The organism is Halapricum hydrolyticum, from assembly GCF_025517535.1.
GTDB lineage: Archaea > Halobacteriota > Halobacteria > Halobacteriales > Haloarculaceae > Halapricum > Halapricum hydrolyticum.
On sequence record NZ_JAOPKC010000010.1, the window covers coordinates 71917 to 90012 of the forward strand.

Annotated in this window: 19 protein-coding genes; 13 read left to right on the plus strand and 6 right to left on the minus strand. The window is 65.6% G+C overall.

What is annotated here, in order from left to right:
* Positions 1-84 precede the first annotated feature (84 nt).
* The 3 genes from OB916_RS10170 to OB916_RS17105 all read left to right on the plus strand — a co-directional run bounded on the left by OB916_RS10170 (position 85) and on the right by OB916_RS17105 (position 2032).
* On the plus strand, positions 85-1047 hold the full coding sequence (locus tag OB916_RS10170; protein ID WP_315909179.1) for a transcriptional regulator: 963 nt from the start codon (positions 85-87) through the stop codon (positions 1045-1047).
* A 61-nt stretch (positions 1048-1108) separates the two neighbouring features.
* A complete protein-coding gene (locus OB916_RS10175; RefSeq protein ID WP_315909180.1) occupies positions 1109-1687 on the plus strand; it encodes a DUF7090 family protein in 579 nt (192 codons plus the stop codon).
* 186 nt (positions 1688-1873) lie between these two features.
* Entirely contained in the window at positions 1874-2032 is a 159-nt protein-coding gene (locus OB916_RS17105) for a DUF7563 family protein (RefSeq protein WP_418886509.1), read from the plus strand.
* A 29-nt stretch (positions 2033-2061) separates the two neighbouring features.
* Here OB916_RS17105 and glmM read toward each other — a convergent pair whose 3' ends face one another.
* Positions 2062-3384 carry a phosphoglucosamine mutase gene (gene glmM / locus OB916_RS10180; protein ID WP_315909181.1) on the minus strand — a complete coding sequence of 441 codons (1323 nt, stop codon included), beginning with the start codon at positions 3382-3384 and terminating at the stop codon, positions 2062-2064.
* A gap of 99 nt (positions 3385-3483) precedes the next feature.
* Here glmM and OB916_RS10185 point away from each other — a divergent pair, with 99 nt between their 5' ends.
* Positions 3484-3924: a VanZ family protein gene (locus OB916_RS10185; RefSeq protein WP_315909182.1), complete on the plus strand. Its 441-nt coding sequence runs from the start codon at positions 3484-3486 to the stop codon at positions 3922-3924.
* Between the two features lie 26 nt (positions 3925-3950).
* Here OB916_RS10185 and OB916_RS10190 read toward each other — a convergent pair whose 3' ends face one another.
* Positions 3951-5213, minus strand: a complete 1263-nt coding sequence (locus tag OB916_RS10190) for an ABC transporter permease (RefSeq protein ID WP_315909183.1) — start codon at positions 5211-5213, stop codon at positions 3951-3953.
* Positions 5210-5920, minus strand: coding sequence for an ABC transporter ATP-binding protein (locus tag OB916_RS10195; RefSeq protein ID WP_315909184.1), 711 nt, complete (start codon positions 5918-5920; stop codon positions 5210-5212). The genes OB916_RS10190 and OB916_RS10195 overlap by 4 nt, the downstream gene beginning before the upstream one ends.
* A 175-nt stretch (positions 5921-6095) precedes the next feature.
* Between OB916_RS10195 and OB916_RS10200 the strand changes: the two genes are divergently transcribed.
* From OB916_RS10200 to OB916_RS10215, 4 genes are read left to right on the plus strand one after another with little or no spacing between them, the layout of a single operon-like run.
* Positions 6096-7007, plus strand: a complete 912-nt coding sequence (locus tag OB916_RS10200) for an ABC transporter ATP-binding protein (RefSeq protein ID WP_315909185.1) — start codon at positions 6096-6098, stop codon at positions 7005-7007.
* Positions 7004-7840 carry an ABC transporter permease subunit gene (locus OB916_RS10205; protein WP_315909186.1) on the plus strand — a complete coding sequence of 279 codons (837 nt, stop codon included), beginning with the start codon at positions 7004-7006 and terminating at the stop codon, positions 7838-7840. The genes OB916_RS10200 and OB916_RS10205 overlap by 4 nt, the downstream gene beginning before the upstream one ends.
* Before the next feature lie 37 nt (positions 7841-7877).
* Positions 7878-8783 carry an ABC transporter ATP-binding protein gene (locus OB916_RS10210; protein ID WP_315909187.1) on the plus strand — a complete coding sequence of 302 codons (906 nt, stop codon included), beginning with the start codon at positions 7878-7880 and terminating at the stop codon, positions 8781-8783.
* On the plus strand, positions 8783-9622 hold the full coding sequence (locus OB916_RS10215) for an ABC transporter permease subunit (protein ID WP_315909188.1): 840 nt from the start codon (positions 8783-8785) through the stop codon (positions 9620-9622). The genes OB916_RS10210 and OB916_RS10215 overlap by 1 nt, the downstream gene beginning before the upstream one ends.
* Here the strand turns inward: OB916_RS10215 and ligA are convergent.
* From ligA to OB916_RS10230, 3 genes are all read right to left on the minus strand, one after another.
* Positions 9617-11704, minus strand: a complete 2088-nt coding sequence (ligA, locus tag OB916_RS10220) for an NAD-dependent DNA ligase LigA (RefSeq protein WP_315909189.1) — start codon at positions 11702-11704, stop codon at positions 9617-9619. The two genes, OB916_RS10215 and ligA, sit on opposite strands and share 6 nt — an antisense overlap.
* A gap of 88 nt (positions 11705-11792) precedes the next feature.
* The gene (locus tag OB916_RS10225; protein ID WP_315909190.1) at positions 11793-11987 is read right to left on the minus strand and encodes an antitoxin VapB family protein; all 195 of its coding nucleotides are present in this window, start codon (positions 11985-11987) and stop codon (positions 11793-11795) included.
* A 106-nt stretch (positions 11988-12093) separates the two neighbouring features.
* A complete protein-coding gene (locus tag OB916_RS10230; RefSeq protein WP_315909191.1) occupies positions 12094-13203 on the minus strand; it encodes a pyridoxal-phosphate-dependent aminotransferase family protein in 1110 nt (369 codons plus the stop codon).
* A gap of 132 nt (positions 13204-13335) precedes the next feature.
* Between OB916_RS10230 and OB916_RS10235 the strand changes: the two genes are divergently transcribed.
* From OB916_RS10235 to OB916_RS10255, 5 genes are all read left to right on the plus strand, one after another.
* Positions 13336-14568, plus strand: coding sequence for a potassium channel family protein (locus OB916_RS10235; protein ID WP_315909192.1), 1233 nt, complete (start codon positions 13336-13338; stop codon positions 14566-14568).
* A complete protein-coding gene (locus OB916_RS10240) occupies positions 14565-15722 on the plus strand; it encodes a hypothetical protein (RefSeq protein ID WP_315909193.1) in 1158 nt (385 codons plus the stop codon). Before OB916_RS10235 ends, OB916_RS10240 begins: the two co-directional genes overlap by 4 nt.
* Positions 15723-15789: 67 nt before the next feature.
* On the plus strand, positions 15790-16065 hold the full coding sequence (locus OB916_RS10245) for a ubiquitin-like small modifier protein 1 (protein WP_315909194.1): 276 nt from the start codon (positions 15790-15792) through the stop codon (positions 16063-16065).
* Positions 16066-16070: 5 nt separating this feature from the next.
* Positions 16071-16937, plus strand: a complete 867-nt coding sequence (locus OB916_RS10250) for an ATP-grasp domain-containing protein (protein ID WP_315909195.1) — start codon at positions 16071-16073, stop codon at positions 16935-16937.
* A 66-nt stretch (positions 16938-17003) separates the two neighbouring features.
* Positions 17004-17996 carry an aldo/keto reductase gene (locus OB916_RS10255; protein ID WP_315909196.1) on the plus strand — a complete coding sequence of 331 codons (993 nt, stop codon included), beginning with the start codon at positions 17004-17006 and terminating at the stop codon, positions 17994-17996.
* Positions 17997-18096: the final 100 nt, after the last annotated feature.

The window sequence follows — 18096 nt, forward strand, 5'->3', positions numbered from 1 at the left end:
CCGAGCGAAACCGCAATACACCGCTTCTACGCCTGCCGCAAACCATATATGCAATGAACTACTTACGTCTAGTTCGAGAAACCGATGTCCCGATCCGCACTGGTTGAAAACGTGATCGCGATGCTGGAGGATGCGGGGTTCCTCGTCAGCGACCGGTGTGCGATCCGTCCGAAGAGTTTTGACGTGGCTGCCCGGCGCGGACGGGACACCGTCCTGGTAAAGATTTTGGGGAACATCGACGCCTTCGACAACCGGACCGGCGCGGAGATGCGCCGGCTCGGGGAGTACCTCCGGGCGACGCCGCTCGTCATCGGGTTGCGCACCCGCGACGAGGATCTCAAGCCCGGCGTGGTCTACTTCCGTCACGGCGTGCCCGTCCTCTCGCCGGACACCGCGATGGACCTGTTCGTCGAGGACGTGCCGCCGCTGATCTACGCTGCCCCTGGCGGACTGTACGTCAATATCGATAGCGAAATCCTCGAAGACGCCCGACAGGAGCGCGAGTGGAGTCTGGGCAAGCTCGCCAGCGAACTCGGTGTCTCCCGCCGGACCGTCTCGAAGTACGAGGACGGTATGGACGCTAGCGTCGACGTGGCCGCCAAGCTCGAGGAACTGTTCGACGCACCGCTGACCTCGCCGGTCGAGGTGCTCGACGGTACCGAAGACATCCGCGACAACGAGCCCACGCCGGACGACCCCGATGTCGATCCCGCGGACGAATCGATCGTCACCGTGCTCACGCGAGTCGGCTTCGACGTGCATCCGACCGAGCGTGCGCCGTTCAAGACGATCAGCGAGAACGAACAGCGTCGCCAGCAGATGCTGACCGGCCACTCGGAGTTCACCGAAACCGCGGAGAAACGCGCCCGGATCATGTCTTCTGTCGGGGAAGTGACCCGGACGACTTCGGTGTACGTCGTCGAACGTGCAACCCGTGAGGCAGTCGACGGGACGGCGCTCATCGAAGAATCCGAGATGGAGGAGATCAACGACGCCGACGAGCTTCGTGATCTCATCCGCGAACGCGCTGAAGAGTCGGCCGACTAGTTCCGTCTGCTTCGATTCCTCCCGACAGCATTAAGGCTGCTTGCACCGCTTTCACAGCCACATGGAGTACACGCTGGCGATCGAGAACGCGCCGGAGACAGTTCCGGGCGGCACAGGTATCCTGCTCGTGCACCCGAGCACCGGCGAAACCGACCGGATCGACACGGAGTTTCTCCGTACCGACACCGACCACATGCTGATCATCTCGACCCGGACGAGCGCTCGCGAGGTCGAGCAGAAGCTCGAACACTACGCCGTCGACGAGTCGAAGGCGACAATTCTCGATACGTTGTCCGTCGAGCGCGGCTACACCCGTCGCAAGACCGATCACGTCAGATACGTCAGTGCACCCGACAATCTCGACGAGATCGTCGATCAGACGCGTCAGTTCCTCGAAGAGACCGAGGGCAAGCGTCGGATTTCGGTCGACTCTGTCACCGAGATGGCCTACTACGCCGACGAGGACAGCGCTCGCGAAGCTGTCGAGTCACTGCTGGAACTGCTCGCGGAACACGACGCTGTCGGGCTGTTCCACCTCGCCGAGAGCGTCCACGACGACGAGGTACTCGCGGGCTATCGCGACCTGTTCGACGGTACGATCGACCTCACACAGGACGGGACCGTTTACACGTCGTTTTGATACTGCCGGCAGTCTGATAGTGATTACTGTAACGATTTACTGGTACGACCGCACTCATTCGCGCGGTCGACCCGGAACAGACGTACAGTAATCACTATGTGAGGAAATCGAGAATAAACCGGCAATGTGTGCCTTGCGGTGGCACATCACCAATAATTAAGGTGGACGAGACCAACAAGAGGGTGTATGCCGGAATGCCAGAACTGTGGCTCATTTGTAACGGCGGCCTACGCACGTGTTTTCACGCCGAACGGGATCGAAAATCCGAGAGTGTGCCCGCAATGTGAGGACAAGATCCGCGACGGTGCTGACGTTCGTGAGGCCCGCTCGACACGTCGCGGGTAACGCTCGCAAATCGCCTGCGAATCCTTTTCCTACGCTTCTGTCGTCGCGTCTCTGGCATCCTCGACCAGCGAGATCGCAGCCGCGAGATACGTCTGTGCCTGCTTGCTGTCACGTGCCTCCGCAGTCACGCGAACGAGCGGCTGGGTGCCGCTCGCCCGGATCAGGAACCAGCCGTCCTCGAATCCGACCCGCACGCCGTCCAACGTCGTCACGTCGTCGTAGGCGCCGGTGACGTCCGCGGCGACGCGCTCCATCACTGCAGTCTTCTCGGTGGTCTCGACGTTCTCGCGTCGGATCGGATAGGTGTCGATATCGTCGAGCCGTGCTTCGAGCGGTCGCTCGGCGGCCAGTGCAGCGAGTTTCGCGGCCGCCAGCGGCCCGTCGGGGCACAGCGTCGCGTTGGGCCAGATCCACGCGCCAGAGGGCTCGCCGCCGAAGACCACGTCCGGTTCGGTGACGCGCTCGGCGACGTAGACGTCCCCGACTTTCGTTCGCGCGACCTCGACGTCGATCTCGGCCAAATGGTCGTCGACGGCCATGCTCGTGTCCACGGGGACGGCGACGCGCTGGCCCGGATCGGCCGCCTCGCGAGCGAGCATCGCCAGGAGCACATCCCCGGAGATAAACTCGCCCTGGCCGGTCACCGCTCGCATGCGGTCAGCGTCGCCGTCGTGCGCGATTCCCAGGTCAGCGTCGCTCGCGCCGACGAGGTCCGCCAGCGACTCGCAGTGCTCGGCGGTCGGCTCGCTCGGGCGCCCCGGAAACGACCCGTCGGGCTGGGCGTTGAGCGTCTCGACCGAGCAGCCCAGGGCCTGCAGTACCTCGACGCTGACCGCTCCGGCGCCGTTACCCAGGTCCACGACGACCGACGGCGGATCGTCGATCTCGACGGTTGCGGTGATCGCTTCGACGTGACGCTGCCGGGCGTCGACGGCCTTTCGAGTTCCGAGTTCGTTCCACGGGTGCAGGTCAGTGTCGCTGGCCTCGACGTGATCGGCGATCCGGTTCTGCATGGCGTCGTCGAACGCCTGGCCGGAGGGTTGCCAGAGCTTGATCCCGTTGTCCGGGGCAGGGTTGTGGCTGGCCGTGATCGCGACGCCGGCGTCGGCGGAAAGCCAGCCGACCGCGCGGGCGATCGTCGGCGTCGCGGCGACGCCGATATCGAGTACGTCCGTTCCCGACTCCCGCAGCCCCGCGGCGAGCGCGTCGGTCAGCAACTCGCCGCTTTCGCGCGGATCACGACCGACGACCACTCGATCGCAGTCGAGCGCCAGGGCCCGACCGACTGAAAGCGCCAGTTCCGCGGTGACCGTCTCGCCGACCGGGCCGCGGACGCCGCTCGTTCCGAACATATCTGGTGAGGGGCGAGCCAGGGAGAAAAAACTGCTTTTCGACGCGCGCGACGGCCCGAAACCGGACGACATTTCCCGCCGGCCCGTTCTTCGATAGACATGTCGGTTCGCGTTCCGCTGTTGCCGGCGCCGGTCAGGTGGCTGGCCGTCCTCGCTGTGGCCGGCGTCATCTTCTACGGGTCGATCCTCGCGGTTCCGCCGGAGACAGTGCTCGACCGGGTCCGGTTCACTTTGATCCCGCTGGACAAGTGGCGTCACTTCCTCGCGTACGGCGCGTTCGCGTACGCGCTGGCCTACGCGACGGCTGACTGGGAGCGACGCGCCCGCTCGCTGGCCGCGCTGGTCGTCGTCGCGACCGTACTGTACGGTGTCGGCATCGAGTTCGGCCAGTCGATCGCGCCGGGCCGGTACGTCTCGGTGCTCGACGCTTACGCCAACGCGCTCGGCGCGGCGCTCGTATTGCCGTGGTATCTGCTATCCAGCCGGATCGAATTCGTCCCTCTCGGACAACGCTTCGAAAGTAGCGGCGGCGTCTCCTGATCGGCAACTGATCGGCCCCTGGCCGATCACTCATACCGCAGCGCGTCGATCGGATCGGTCCGGGAGGCGTTCCAGGCCGGGTACAGGCCGGCGAGCACGCCGACAGCGATGCCGACGACGATCGCGACGGCCGTCCAGCGGGCAGGGAACACCCAGGGGATCCCGATGTATCCGGAGACGGCGTACCCCGCGAGCAGTCCCAGCGCGGTCCCCATGATTGCGCCGAGCACGCCGAGGATGACGGCCTCGACGATGAACAGCCCCAGGATGTCCCGGCGCTGTGCCCCGACGGCCTTCATGATCCCGATCTCGCGAGTTCGCTCGGTGACTGAGACGAGCATTATGTTGGCGATGCCGATCGAGCCGACCAAAAGCGAGATGCCCGCGATCCCGACGACGAAGTTCTGCAGGAGGTTCAGCACGTCCTCTAGCTGGCCGATCAGTTCCGTGCTCGTCTGGAGTTCGAACGCCAGGTCCTGGCTCGCCGCCCGCTCGCCAGCGTCGGAGTCGGGACCAGTGAGGTACTGCTCGGTCACCTGTTTGACCTGGTCGATATCGGCGTCGCTTCTGGTCGGGGCCTCCGCGACCATCGCAATGTATCGCGGCTGCTCGCCGACGCCACCGATCAGCTGGAAATCGGCCGGGATATACAGCCTCGGTGACGGGCCGAACCCTTCGAACGCGCTTCGACTCTCGGAGTCCTCGAGGATGCCGACGACGGTCACCTCGACCTGCAGGCCCTGGAAGACGCCGAGCGTCAGCGTGTCGCCGACAGAGACGTTTTGCTCGAACAGTCCGGCCATCGCCGGGTTGAGAACGACCTCGAGTGTGCCGTTTTCGGGATCGACCGTGCCGCCAGTGAATCGTCTCCCGTCAGCGATCTCGTCGTCATCGAGATAGCCGGCCCCGGTCGCGATGAAGCCGCTCTGTCTGGCGACCGTCTCGTTGCCGTACGTGACTGACTGGCCCGGGACCGGCGTGTACACGTAGGCGTCTTCCACCCCCGAGAGATTCGCGGCCTGGTTTGCGTCGCGCTGGGTGAACACCGGCTGTGCGCCGGCGAGCGGCCCCTGTCCGCTGTTCTCCGGCGGGGCCGCCCAGACGTAGACGTTGCGCTGGTCGTCCGGGCTGATGTCGCCGACGATCCCCTCCTGCAGGCCGGCCCCGAGCGTGACGAACGTGATGACGGCGGCGATGCCGATGATCACGCCCAGCGTCGTCAGCGTCGACCGGAGCTTGTGACCGCGGATCGCCCGCCAGGAGATCCGCAGACTCTCCAGTAGTTTCATCGGCCGACCCCCGAGAGCTGTTCGATCCGCTCGATCTCCCCGTCCAGCAGGTGAACGATCCGCTCGGCGTGTTCGGCGATCGACCGCTCGTGGGTGACCATCAGAATGGTGTTCCCCCGTTCGTAGAGTTCCTCGAACAGGTCCATAATCTGTTCGCCGGTCTCGGTGTCGAGGTTCCCGGTCGGTTCGTCGGCCAGCAGCAGCGCAGGGTCGTTGACCAGCGCACGGGCGATGGCGACCCGCTGGCGCTGGCCGCCGGAGAGTTCGTTGGGTCGGTGTTCGAGCCGATCACCCAGCCCGACCGAGTCGAGTACTTCGGCTGCTCGTTCCCGACGTTCGGCGCGGCCGATCCCGCGAAACACCATCGGCAGGGCGACGTTCTCGCGGGCGGTCAGCCGCGGCATGAGATTGAACGTCTGGAAGACGAAGCCGACGTCCTCGCCGCGGATCCGCGTCCGCTCGCGGTCGCTCACCCGCGTCACGTCCTGCCCGTCGAGAAAAATCTCACCTTCTGTCGGGGTGTCCAGACACCCGATCAGGTTCATCAGCGTCGACTTCCCCGACCCGCTCGGCCCCATGACGGCCGTGTACGAGCCACGCGGTACCTCCAGGGACACCCCGTCCAGCGCGTGGACTGGTTCGCCGAGACGATACGTCTTGACGACGCCGTCCAGCGACACCGCCGAGTTCCTGCTCTCCGTTTCCATACCTCTCCTCCGGACGCAACTTTCAAAAACATGTTGCAAAACCGAGAGAGACGACCGTGCGACGACGCCACGCTGGCCGACGCTGTGAAACTCGCTCGGACATCCACCGGGACTGCGTCAACCTGATCCGATATCCCATCTTTTTTATATATTGCACGAGGGGGATAATCTGGATATGGCCGCTATCGAACTGAACGGTCTCACCAAGCGGTTCGGTGAGTCCGTGACAGCCCTCCGTGGAGTCGATCTCAGGGTGAACGAGGGGGAAGTGTTTGGCTTTCTCGGGCCGAACGGCGCGGGGAAGTCGACGACGATCAACATCCTCCTGGATTTTGTCCGCCCGACGTCGGGCACGGCCCGCGTGCTCGGTCTGGATGCACAGCACGATTCGCAGGAAGTGCGCCGCCGCACCGGGGTGCTCCCTGAAGGATACAAGGTGTACGACCGGCTAACGGCCCGCCATCACCTCGAGTTCGTCATCGAGTCCAAGGAGACGAACGACGACCCCGAAGCAGTCCTCGAGCGCGTCGGACTGGCAGATGCGATCGATCGGAAAGCGGGCGATTTCTCGAAGGGGATGAAACAGCGACTCACGCTCGGGATGGCGCTGGTCGGCGACCCCGACCTGCTGATCCTCGACGAGCCATCGACGGGGCTGGATCCCTCGGGCGTGCAGGACGTGCGACAGATCGTCAAGGAGGAAGCGTCCAACGGGACGACGGTATTTTTCTCCAGTCACATCCTTAGCCAGGTCGAGGCGGTGTGTGACCGGGTCGGTATCCTCCGCGACGGCGAACTGGTCGCTGTCGACACGGTCGACGGCCTGCGCGACGCGGCGGGGACACAGGCGACGCTCAGAGTCGTCGCTGACGGCGTCACCGACGGGGCGATCGACGCGGTTCAGTCGCTGTCGGGCGTTTCGAGCGTGACGTTCAGCGATGGCGTCCTGACGGCTTCGGTCGACGACGGCGCGAAGATGGACGTCGTGACGACGCTCGAAGACCACGGCGCGAGCGTCTCGGACTTCGAGACGGAGGAAGCCTCGCTCGAAGAGCTGTTCATGGCGTACACGGGAGGTGGACAATGAGCTGGGTAGCCGTCGCGCGCAAGGACTTCCGGGACGCGATCCGATCGCGGATGTTCTGGGCGCTGGCGATCGTCTTCGGGTTGCTCTCGGTCGGTCTCGGAGCGGCGTTCGGATATTACTCCGATCAATTTATCGAGAGTGTTCCGGGCAACCAACTGGGGGTCGGGCTGGTCTCGTTCGTGCAGAGCCCGATCACAATCTTCATCATGTTCGTCAGTGCAATCATCTGTCACAAGTCGATCGTCGGCGAGTGGGAGCAGGGCAGTCTGAAGCTCTTGCTGTCGCTGCCTCACACCCGGCTCGAGGTCATCACGGGCAAGATCGTCGGTCGGTCAGCCGTGCTCGCGGTCCCCGCGATCGCGTCGCTGGTGATCGGTCTCGGCGTCGGCGGGGCCCTGCTCGGAACCGTTCCGATCGTGCTCTCGGTGGAGTTCCTCGTGGCGATCCTCGTGTACATCGTGCTCTACGTGAGTATCTTCGTGGGACTGTCGGCAGTGACGCGTTCGTCGTCGCTGGCGGTTGCCGGCGCGATCGTGTTGATCGTCGTTCAGTTCTTCTGGGGTGCGATCGCCGCCGTCCTCACGATCGTCCTGGATCTGAGCGGGGACGCCGACTGGCTGTACATCTATCAGAGCCTGACGCCGAACGGCGCGTTCAACGAAGTGCTTAGTGCTACCCTCGCGGCAACGACGGAATGGCCGGCGGCGACTGTCAGAGCCAACAACGTCGACGCCGTATACGCGACACCCGTGCTCGCGGCGTTGATCCTCTTGCTGTGGTTCGTCGTTCCAGTCGCACTCGGCTACTGGCGGTTCTCGAACGCAGACCTATAGGGAAATTTACTTCACTCGTCCCTCAGAAGGCGGCGGCATGGCCGCGATCGAAATCAGTGGCGTCTCCAAACGGTTCGGTGACGTCACAGCCCTCCAGAATCTCGACCTCACGGTCGAAGAAGGCGAAGTGTTCGGCTTTCTCGGGCCAAACGGCGCGGGCAAGTCCACGACCATCGACATTCTGCTGGATCACGTCCGGCCTACAGTGGGATCTGCACAGGTGTTCGGCCACGATACACAGGCCGCGTCCGTGCCCGTTCGGGAGCGGACGGGTGTTCTCCCCGAAGGCTACGGCGCGCTCGGCCGGATGACCGGCCGCACGCACCTCGAATTCGCGCTCCAGGCGAAGCGTGCCGAAGGCGACCCGCAAGCGATTCTCGACCGCGTCGGGATCGCCGAAGCCGGTGATCGGCGGGTCGAAGACTACTCGAAGGGGATGAAACAGCGACTCATGCTCGGGATGGCGCTGGCCGGTGACCCCGACCTGTTGATCCTCGACGAACCGACGACCGGGCTCGATCCCAACGGCGCACGACGGATGCGACAGATCGTTCAGGCCGAGGCCGACCGCGGGACGACGGTGTTTTTCTCCAGTCACATCCTCGAACAGGTCGAGGCCGTCTGTGACCGGGTCGGTATCCTCAACCAGGGCGAACTGGTCGCCGTCGACACGATCGACGGGCTGCGTGAGGCCGCCGGCGCGACCGGCCAGCTTCACGTGACGATGTCGTCGATCCCCGACGGACTGGTCGAGACAATAGAGCAGCGCGGCGGCGTCACTAGCGTCGCCGTCGAAGGGACGACGCTCGCCGTCGGCTGTGAGAACGCCGCCAAGGGCGCGATCGTCGCCGACTGCTACGAGGCCGGGACTGTCGAGAACGTCGAAACGAGCGAGACGTCCCTCGAAGATCTGTTCGTCTCCTACACGGGAGGTGAGAACTGATGAACCGCCTCCTCCAGATCACACGGAAGGACTTCACGGACGCAATCCGGGACCGACAGCTGTACGCCCTCGGGGCGCTGTTCCTGCTGGTCGGGCTCGGGATCGGATATCTCGCCGGTTCGAACGCCGAGACCGCGAGCGGCGTGGACGTGCCGCGGATCGGGCTGGGAGCGATGGCGTTTCTCGGATCGGTCGCGGCGATCTCGATGTCGTACAACCAGATCGTCGGCAAGCGCGCCTCTGGTGAGCTTCGAGTGTTGCTCAGTCTCCCGTTCTCGCGGACGGAGGTCGTCTACGGGACCTTCCTCGGGCGGCTGGCGCTGGTGGTCGCGATGACGACCGGCTCGATCGCCGTCGCGGGCGCGCTGGCCGCCGTGCTCGGCGCTCCCGTCTCCGGGAGCGCGTTGCTTGCGGCGATCGTCTTCGCCGCCGGATTGATGGCCGTGTTCGTCAGTCTCTCGATCGGACTCTCGGCAGGGTCTGTCAATACGACCCGCGCGGCCGCCGGCGCGTTCGGCCTGTTCATCGTCTTCCTGTTCCGGCTGTGGGAAGGTGTTCCGGTCGCAGTCCGATACGTGCTTAACGGCTTCTCGTTCCCGTCGGGACCGTCCCCGACCTGGGCGATGGTCTGGCGACAGATCCAGCCGATCGCCGCCGTCCGGAACGTGATCGCCGGCGTCGAACCGGACCTCACTGTCGCGCTCGTGGCGTACGCCCCCGGTCTCCCTGATGGCGAGCCCTACTACGTCGAACCGTGGTTCGGCGCGACGGTCGTGCTCGCGTGGATCGTCCTGCCGGTGACGCTGGGCTATCTGAAACTCCGGACAGCCGACCTATAGTACGTCGCGCTCTCCGAGCAGTTCCTCGAACGCCTCCTCGTCGATGATCGGTACTCCTTCGGCGTCGGCGTCATCGCGCTTTCGCTGTCCGGGGCTGTCACCGACGACGAGGTAGTCGGTGTTGCCCGAGACGCTGCTCGTGGCATTCCCACCGTGGGTCTCGACGAGGTCCTGCGCTTCGCTGCGCGTGTAATCCGCGAGCGTGCCCGTGAACACGAAAGTGAGTCCGTCGAGTTCGTCGCCGCCGGCAGTATCGGCCTCCTGTGGCGAGACGTGTTCGAGCAGTCGATCCAGCGTCTCCTGTGTCCGATCGCGCCCGAAGAACGTGACGATGCTGTCGGCGACTTCGGGGCCGACGTCGTCGACCGCCTGCAGGCGCTCCGCATCGCCAGCCTCGGCGATCTCCCGGAGCGCCTCGAACGTACCGAACTCCCGGGCGAGTCCGGCTGCGGTCGTCGAGCCGACGTCGGGAATCGACAGCGCCGCCAGAAAGTCCGCGAGCGGGGGCCGGCGACTGGCTTCGAGTTCCTCGACGAGGTTTTCCGCGCTTCTCCTCCCCCAGCCGTCGAGGTCGGCGAGCGCGTCGGCGTCCAGTTCGTAGAGGTCGGGAAGCGACTCGACCAGTCCCGCATCCAGCAGTTGCTCGACGCTGGCTTCGCCCAGTCCTTCGATATCGAGCCCGTCTCGGGAGGCGTAGTGGACGATCGCCCGTTCGAGCTGTGCCTCGCAGGTGAACCCGCCCGGACAGAACGCCATCGGACCGTCGCGCTCGACCGGACTCCCGCAGACGGGGCACTCGTCGGGGAACGAGAAGGTCCCGTCGGCCCGCTTGTCGGTGACTTCGACGACCTGTGGAATGACGTCGCCGGCCCGCTGGATCCGGACTTCGTCGCCGACGTCGACGCCGAGCCGGTCGATCTCTGCGGGGTTGTGCAGCGTCGCCCGCGAGACGGTGACGCCGCCGACCTCGGCCGGATCGAGCAGTGCGACGGGGGTCAGCCGACCCGTGCGGCCGACCTGGACGACGACGTCCCGGATCCGAGTGGTCTCCTTGCGGGCCGGGAACTTGTAGGCGAACGCCCACCGCGGCGCTCGCGAGGTCGAGCCCAGCAGCTCGCAGGCCGCGCGGTCGTCGACCTTGACGACGGTGCCGTCGATCTCGTAGTCGAGGTCGTCCCGGGCCTCGAGCAACCGATCGCGGTACTCTATCGCGGCCTCGATATCCCCGACGAGTTCGACCTCTCCGGAGACTCGCAGGCCCCACTCGGGGAACCGCTCGCACAGCTCCGACTGGGAGTCGAACGTGACACTCGCGTCGAGCACGCCGAAAAAGAAGATCGAGAGCGGCCGCTCGGCCGTGATCGAAGGATCGAGTTGGCGCAGGCTGCCGGCGGCGGCATTGCGCGGATTGGCGAACGGCTCGTCGCCGCGTTCGACGCGCTCGCGGTTGTACTCGTTGAACGCGTCCCGAGGCATGTAGACCTCGCCGCGCACAGCCAGATTGTCGGGGTAGTCACCGCGGAGGCGCTCGGGAACGGCTCCGATCGTCCGGACGTTCTCGGTGACGTCGTCGCCTTCCTCGCCGTCGCCGCGGGTTGCAGCCCGCTGATAGACGCCGTCCTCGTAGACGACCTCGATCGAGAGCCCGTCGAACTTGGGCTCGCAGTGATACTCGACCGACCTGTCGTAGCCCGCGTCGGCCAGTTCTCGGCGGACGCGTTCGTCGAAGGCCCGCACGTCCTCAGCGTCGCCGCTCTGTTCGATCGAGCGCATCGGCGCGACGTGTTCGACGGTCGCCAGTTCGTCGAGGGGTTCGCCCCCGACGCGTTGTGTCGGGCTGTCCCCGGTTTCCAGGTCGAAGGCGTCTTCGAGATCGCGCAGGCGAGCGAAGAGAGCGTCGTAGGTCCGATCGCCGACGACGGGGTCGTTGTCGACGTAGTAGCGGTAGTCGTGATAGCGGATCGCCTCCCGAAGATCGGCGGCCTGCTCGCGGGCGCGCTCGGGATCGAGGTCCTCGACCGACTCGAAGTCGGTCGGCGGCTCCTCGACGTAGGGGTTGTCCGGCGGCTCGGCGTCTGGCATGCCCGAGTACGCGGTCGCCGAGAGAAAGAAGGCTACGGAATCGTCCACAACTGTCTGCGTGCGCCGCGTGCGAGTGCGATCCCGGCGATCATCGCTTGGATCGGTCCGTGGGCCACATCCGCGAGTTCACGCCCTCGCGACACGCTCGCGATCGCCCTCGCAGCCGGTCGGCCTCGTCTTCTTCCAGCAACCCGACAAGCCCATGCAGCGGGTGCTTGTCGTCTCCGAGGAGTCGGCCGATGGCGTCGCTGAAATTCTCGCTCTCGTCTTTGGCCCTCCGCAATCGTTCGTATTTTCCCCATCGAAGCTAATCGTCCTGCTGGCCATCCGTGCGCCCCTATTTCCGTATTCTTCGTATATGAAATTAGATAGGAAGTCCGTCTGTCGGCCTACAGTCCGGCGACGTCCTCGATGGCGTCGGTCAGTTCCTTGACGCTCTCGACGGTGTGTTCGCCCATGTGACCGATGCGGAACGTCTCCTCGCCGATCGACCCGTAGCCGTTCGAGAAGACCAGGTCGTACTTTTCGGAGACTGCCTCGATGGTTGCGGCGACGTCGATCCCCTGGGTGTTCTCGACGGCCGTGACCGTCTGAGAGCGATATCCCTCCTCGGCGTAGAGGCCGAAGTGCTCGCGGGCCCACTCGCGGGTGTACTCGGCCATCTCTTGATGGCGCTGGTCGCGAGCCTTGTGGCCTTCATCGAGCATGTGTTTCATCTGCTTGCGGTAGGCCAGCATGAGCGGAATGGCGGGCGTCGAGTGGGTCTGGCCCTTGCGATCGTAGTAGTCGAGACATCGCTGGAAGCCGCCGTACCACGACGCCGAATCCTTCTCGCGCTCGCGCTCGTAGGCGTCCTCGCTGACGGTCGTGATCGCGAGTCCCGGCGGCATGGCGAAGGCCTTCTGGGAGGAGGTGAACAGCGCGTCGATGTTATGTTCCTCAGGGACGACGTAATCGCCGCCCAGACAGGAGATCGCGTCGACGACGAAGTACGTGTCGGGGTACTCGCCCAGCAGGTCGCCGACCTCCTCGACAGGGTTGCGCACGCCGGTCGAGGTCTCGTTCATCACCATGCCGACGGCGTCGTAGCCGTCGTCGCTCTCTTCGAGTGCGGCCCTGACGTCCTCGGGTTTGACCGCGTTGCCCCACTCGTACTCGATTCGATCAACGTCTTTGCCCAGGCGCTCGGCGACGTTGGCCTGGCGCTCGCTGAACGCGCCGGACGTCGGGACGAGCATGCGGTCCTCGACGAGATTCAGCGTCGTTGCCTCCCAGAACTCCGTGCCGGAGGCCGTGAGCACGATCACGTCCTGGTCGGTATCGAGGAACTCCCTGGTGTCCTCGACGATCGTCGTGTAGAGGTCGGTCATCCGGTCCATGCGGTGGCCGAACATCGGCTCGGCCATCGCTTCGATGACGTCCTCGCGCACTTCGGTCGGGCCGGGCAGATACAGCGTCTTCTCGGGGTAATCGTCGGTATATTCTCGTTTTTCGGTCACCGGAAACCACCTTGTCGGTATCAGCACGGTCGCAGTGAACTGGCATGGTAGTTTTGATCCTGATCTGGGGGTTCGATCGCACCTCTCGGCGGCGCCGATAGCACTAACTGGTGGGCGCGTCCCTACGTGGGTATGGACTCACTCCCTATCGCGATTGTCTATGGGCTCTACCTGGGGGTGTTGACCGGGATCATCCCGGCGCTGGTTTCGGGTGTGCTCGGCTTCCTGTTCAAATACGTGACCGGTGTGACGCTCCCGGGGTTCGGTGTCGTCGTGCTGGCGGTCGCGCTGGCCGGGATCAACGGCGGCCTGCTCGCGCTGGCGGATCCGACGATCCTCGCCTCCGCGAACGCGCCGACGGTCACGACCGGACTGCTCATCGTGATGATGATGTCGCTGTACGCTCACGCCAAGGGCGACCAGCTCGGTGCGTCGGTCCCGCGCCGACTCTCGCTGCGCGCGCTCGGCGAGCGGACGCTTTCGGCGGATCTCGTCGAGGTCGTGGGCGGACGAAACGAAGTCCGGATCCGCGTGACCGGTGATGTCGCCGACATCGAGGGATACCCGCCGCTGCCGGAGCACCTCCGAGCAGCGATACGGGACAGCGACTGGCGGTTGCCCGCGGACCTGCAGGTCTCGGAACTGGAGACGCGGCTGGCCGAACGCCTCCGGACCGAGTTCGAACTCGGTGACGTGTCGGTCTCGATCGACAAATCGGGAGGCGCGAGCGTCGCGGCCGCGCCGCCGTTCTCGGGGCTGTCACGACGGCTCGACGGGAATCAGCGAGCAGTCTCGGTGAACGCGCTCGTGCCGACCGGGCTGGCTCGTGGCGACAGCGTGACGGCAGTCACGCCAGAGGAACGCGTTCGCGGCGAGGTCGTCAGCGCCAGCTCGACGCGGCCCGGATCTGACGAGGAGGCGCCACCTCCAATCGAGGGGGGACAGGTCGTTGCCGAGACGCCGGCCGAACCGGCACCGGCGCGCGCGCCGACGACCAGCGGCGGGGACGGACAGGTAACACTCGCAGTCGCCAGATCCGACGTGGAGACGCTCTTGCGCGCCGACGGCGCGACGGTGATCGTCGAATCCCGCGGTGTCCGCCGCGAGTACGAAGTACTCTCATTGCTACGTCGGGCCGGAAAGCGGTTCCGCCGGTTGACGGTCCGACCCGGGAGTGAACTCGACGGTGTCACGCTCGCCGGGGCGAACGTTCGAGGGCGCTACGAGGTCGCCGTGCTGGCCGTCCGGACGGGTGGCGGCTGGCAGTTCTCACCGAAGGGGACCCGACAACTCGCGGCGGGTGACGAACTGTTCGCCGTGGGATCGGGGGACGCGCTCGATCGGTTCGGAGAGGTGGTAACATGAACGTACTGCAACTCGTGTTCGCCGACGTGGCCGGACCGCTCGGCAGGATCGCGGGACTCGCAGTCGTCGCCGGCCTGGCTGCAGCAGTCTCCGCGCTGGGGTATCGCTGGTACGTGACACAGCGTGCGCCGACGGGAGCGATCGTCCTGGTCGGACTCGGCGTCGTCGCGGCGTATCTCAACACGCAGACGGCGCTCGGGCAGGTGATCGACGGCGCGGCGACGGTCAGTCTCGCGGCCGCGGCGTTCAACATCGGTGCCGTCATCGCGAGTGCGGGAGCCAGCGTCGTCGGCCACCGGGCAGGCGATCGAATGGGTGTGACCCTGCTTTCGCGAAGCGGGATGGAGACGCTCGACGACCTGACGCGGGTCGTCAGAGCGGGCGGACGGGTCATCACGGTCGAACTCCCCGACGAGATCGACGACATCGTCGGCTACGAGCCGGTCGATCCGGAGACGAAAGAAGCACTTGCTGGACAGTCGCTGCTCTTCCCGCGGGGACTCACGGTGGCACAGCTCCGAGAGCGGCTGGTCGCCCGCCTCAAGGCCGACTATGGTATCGGCCACGTCGATATCGAACTCGACGACGGGACGGCCACGCACCTCGCAGTCGGTCGCCGAATCGCGGGTCTCGGTCCCACGTTACCTCCCGAGAGCGTCGCGATGGCGATCCGGGCGGACCCATCCTACGCGGCCGGGCCCGGCGACCTCGTCCAGATCTGGTCCGGAGACGGAACCCGGCGGCGTTGTAATGCTGAACTCCGAGCGACGTCGGGTGAGGTCGTGACCGTCGCGGTCGACGCCGCCGACGTGGCAAAACTCGATCCCGACGAGCGCTACCGGCTGGTCACCCTCGCGACCGACGCCCGTCCGGATCGGGAGTTCGTCTCGCTGCTGCGGGCGGCTGACGAGACGATGGGCGTCGTCGAGATCGACCCCGAGGGCGCGCTGGCTGGAACGCCGGTCGGTGCGCTCGACGTCACGGTCGTCGCCGTGGTTCCGGCCGGTTCCGACGGCGGTATCGAGACGCTTCCGTCTCGTGATCGTGTCCTCGATAGCGGCGAATCGATCTACGTCATTGCGGCGCCCGACGAACTCCGTGCTGTCGAGATTGCGGCGGCCGCCCGCGCGGCGCCGAACACCGGGCCGTCGTGACGCGTCTTCGGGTTTCCCCCGTCACACTACCGTCAGTCTCATTGCGTCGGCTCACCCCTAGCCGGACATGGAGTGGAAGCTGTTCGCCAATCTGGCCGAGACGGCCGGCCGGAAGGACATCGCCCTGGATCTCGACGACGATGCGACCGTCGAAGACGCACTTGAAGCGCTGTTCGAGCGCCACCCCGACCTGCAAGCGGAAGTATACGAGAACGGCGAACTGGCCGAGCACATCCGATTGCTCGTCGACGGTACCGATCCGTTCGCGACGGCCGACGGCTACGAGACGCGCCTCGACGCTGACGCCGAACTCGCGCTGTTCCCGCCGGTCAGCGGCGGGTGAGCCCAATGACTCTCCGGCTCGCTGTCACCACGCAGGCAGAGACCTACGAGCGGATGATCGATCCGCTCGCCGAGCGCGGGATCGAGGTCGTCCCTCTCCAGTCGAGCCAGCGAACGTTCGCGCTCTCCCACCTTGATCTCCCCGCGGTCGACGTGGGATTCGTCTATCCCTCGCGGATCATGGAAGGGGGCGTGGTCGACGCCGCCCTCTCGATCCCCTGGGTCAACGATCGCGAGGAGATCCTTCGGTCGCGAAACAAGGCCGACGTGCTCGCGCGACTCGCACGGGCTGGCGTTCCAGTTCCCGAGACGACGATGGTCTCCAATCCCGTCGACGAGGAGACCGTCGCGGCCGCTACCGAGGCGTTCGATCCGCCGGTCGTCGTCAAGCCCAACTCCACGACCCGTGGGACCGGCGTCGCGAAGGTGGCGGATCTCGACTCGCTGCTCGGCGTGACGGACTACCTCGATCTGGTCCAGGATTACCGGGCGACCGGCGACCGCTCGTATCTTCTCCAGGAGTATCTGCCCGACGCCCGGGATTACCGGGTGATGGTCCTCGACGGCGAGTACGTCGGCGCGGTCGAGCGTCGCCTGCCCGCCGACGCCCGCGAGCGCGGCCAGTGGAAGCACAACGTCCACCGCGGGGCCGAGGCCGAGGGCGCCGATCTCGACCCCGAGCTCCGCGATCTGGCCGAGCGTGCCGCCGACGTGCTGGATATCGACTACCTCGGTGTCGACTTGCTGGTGACCGAGGACCGTGCAGTGGTCAACGAGACGAACGCGCGGCCGACGATCGACAGTGTTGGGAAGTACGAGGGTGGCTTCTGGGACGATCTGGTGGCGTTGATCCGGGAAACTGCGGCAGAATAGCGTACGGTGCAGCGACGGTGTCGTCTCCGCCACTAGTTTTTTCTCCGGGCTGGACCACCTACGACTATGCGCAAACGCACTCTCGGCTCGACAGGCATGGAACTGACAGAGATCGGCCTCGGCACGTGGAACGTCGGGCCGGTCTGGGGTGACGTGACCGACGAACAGGTCACGGAGTCGATCCACGCCGCTCTGGACGCAGGCTCGAATTTCGTCGACACTGCCGAAATATACGGTGAGGGTCGCGCAGAGCGCCTCATCGGCGAAGTCCTCGAGCAACGCGGCGACTCTGAGGCGATCCGCGTCGCGACCAAGGCTGTCCCCGACGAAGACGAGCGCCACTCCGAGGCCGGACTCCGCGAATCCGTCAGGGGCTCGCAGGCCCGGCTGGGCGTGGACACGCTCGATCTGGTCCAGTTACACTGCCCGGAGACGGCGGCCTTCTACGAGCCCGAGACCTTCGAGGTACTCGAAGATCTCAAATCGGAGGGCGAGATCAGCCACGCGGGCGTCAGCGTCGAGAAGGTCGAAGAGGCGAGCAAGGCCATCGAGTACGACGTGATCGAGTCGGTCCAGATCATCTTCAACCCGCTGCGACAGCGCCCGTCCGAACGGTTCTTCGAGCGCGCCGCCAACGAGGACGTTGGGATCATCGTCCGTGTCCCGTTCGCGTCGGGGCTGCTCGCCGACGCGTTCGATAGCGTCGAGGACCTCGATGAAGACGACCACCGTCGGATCGCCGCCGAGGAGGGAGTCGAGGCGGGCGTCGGCCGCAAGGGCGGCGAGACTTTCGCCGGCGTCCCCTTCGACGCCGGACTGAAAGCCGTCGAGGACGTGCGCCGGCTCGTCCCCGACGAGGCGTCGATGGCGCAGTTCACGCTCCGGTGGATACTCGATCACGACGCCGTGACGACTGTCATCCCTGGCTCGACCTCCCCGGAGCACGTCCGGGAGAACATCGCTGCCGCCGAACTCGATCCGCTCAGTCACGAGACCCACGGCGCAGTCCGGGACATTTACGAGAAGCGCGTCTACGAGCACGTCCACCACAAGTGGTAAACCGAACGAGCGCGGGTGCCGACATGAACACCTGATCGGGTCCTGGAACTCGATGGATCGACAGCTGTTCCGACTGTAACGCGGCCCAGCGCTTTTGATC

Bases quoted from the DNA above. Each gene is read 5' to 3' on its own strand.
- glmM (WP_315909181.1), bottom strand. From the start codon at position 3,384: ATGTTCGGAACGAGCGGCGTCCGCGGCCCGGTCGGCGAGACGGTCACC.
- OB916_RS10210 (WP_315909187.1), top strand. From the start codon at position 7,878: ATGGCCGCGATCGAAATCAGTGGCGTCTCCAAACGGTTCGGTGACGTC.
- OB916_RS10185 (WP_315909182.1), top strand. From the start codon at position 3,484: ATGTCGGTTCGCGTTCCGCTGTTGCCGGCGCCGGTCAGGTGGCTGGCC.
- OB916_RS10200 (WP_315909185.1), top strand. From the start codon at position 6,096: ATGGCCGCTATCGAACTGAACGGTCTCACCAAGCGGTTCGGTGAGTCC.
- OB916_RS10195 (WP_315909184.1), bottom strand. From the start codon at position 5,920: ATGGAAACGGAGAGCAGGAACTCGGCGGTGTCGCTGGACGGCGTCGTC.
- OB916_RS10245 (WP_315909194.1), top strand. From the start codon at position 15,790: ATGGAGTGGAAGCTGTTCGCCAATCTGGCCGAGACGGCCGGCCGGAAG.
- OB916_RS10255 (WP_315909196.1), top strand. From the start codon at position 17,004: ATGCGCAAACGCACTCTCGGCTCGACAGGCATGGAACTGACAGAGATC.
- OB916_RS10240 (WP_315909193.1), top strand. From the start codon at position 14,565: ATGAACGTACTGCAACTCGTGTTCGCCGACGTGGCCGGACCGCTCGGC.
- OB916_RS17105 (WP_418886509.1), top strand. From the start codon at position 1,874: ATGCCGGAATGCCAGAACTGTGGCTCATTTGTAACGGCGGCCTACGCA.
- OB916_RS10215 (WP_315909188.1), top strand. From the start codon at position 8,783: ATGAACCGCCTCCTCCAGATCACACGGAAGGACTTCACGGACGCAATC.
- ligA (WP_315909189.1), bottom strand. From the start codon at position 11,704: ATGCCAGACGCCGAGCCGCCGGACAACCCCTACGTCGAGGAGCCGCCG.
- OB916_RS10190 (WP_315909183.1), bottom strand. From the start codon at position 5,213: ATGAAACTACTGGAGAGTCTGCGGATCTCCTGGCGGGCGATCCGCGGT.
- OB916_RS10175 (WP_315909180.1), top strand. From the start codon at position 1,109: ATGGAGTACACGCTGGCGATCGAGAACGCGCCGGAGACAGTTCCGGGC.
- OB916_RS10170 (WP_315909179.1), top strand. From the start codon at position 85: ATGTCCCGATCCGCACTGGTTGAAAACGTGATCGCGATGCTGGAGGAT.
- OB916_RS10205 (WP_315909186.1), top strand. From the start codon at position 7,004: ATGAGCTGGGTAGCCGTCGCGCGCAAGGACTTCCGGGACGCGATCCGA.
- OB916_RS10250 (WP_315909195.1), top strand. From the start codon at position 16,071: ATGACTCTCCGGCTCGCTGTCACCACGCAGGCAGAGACCTACGAGCGG.
- OB916_RS10235 (WP_315909192.1), top strand. From the start codon at position 13,336: ATGGACTCACTCCCTATCGCGATTGTCTATGGGCTCTACCTGGGGGTG.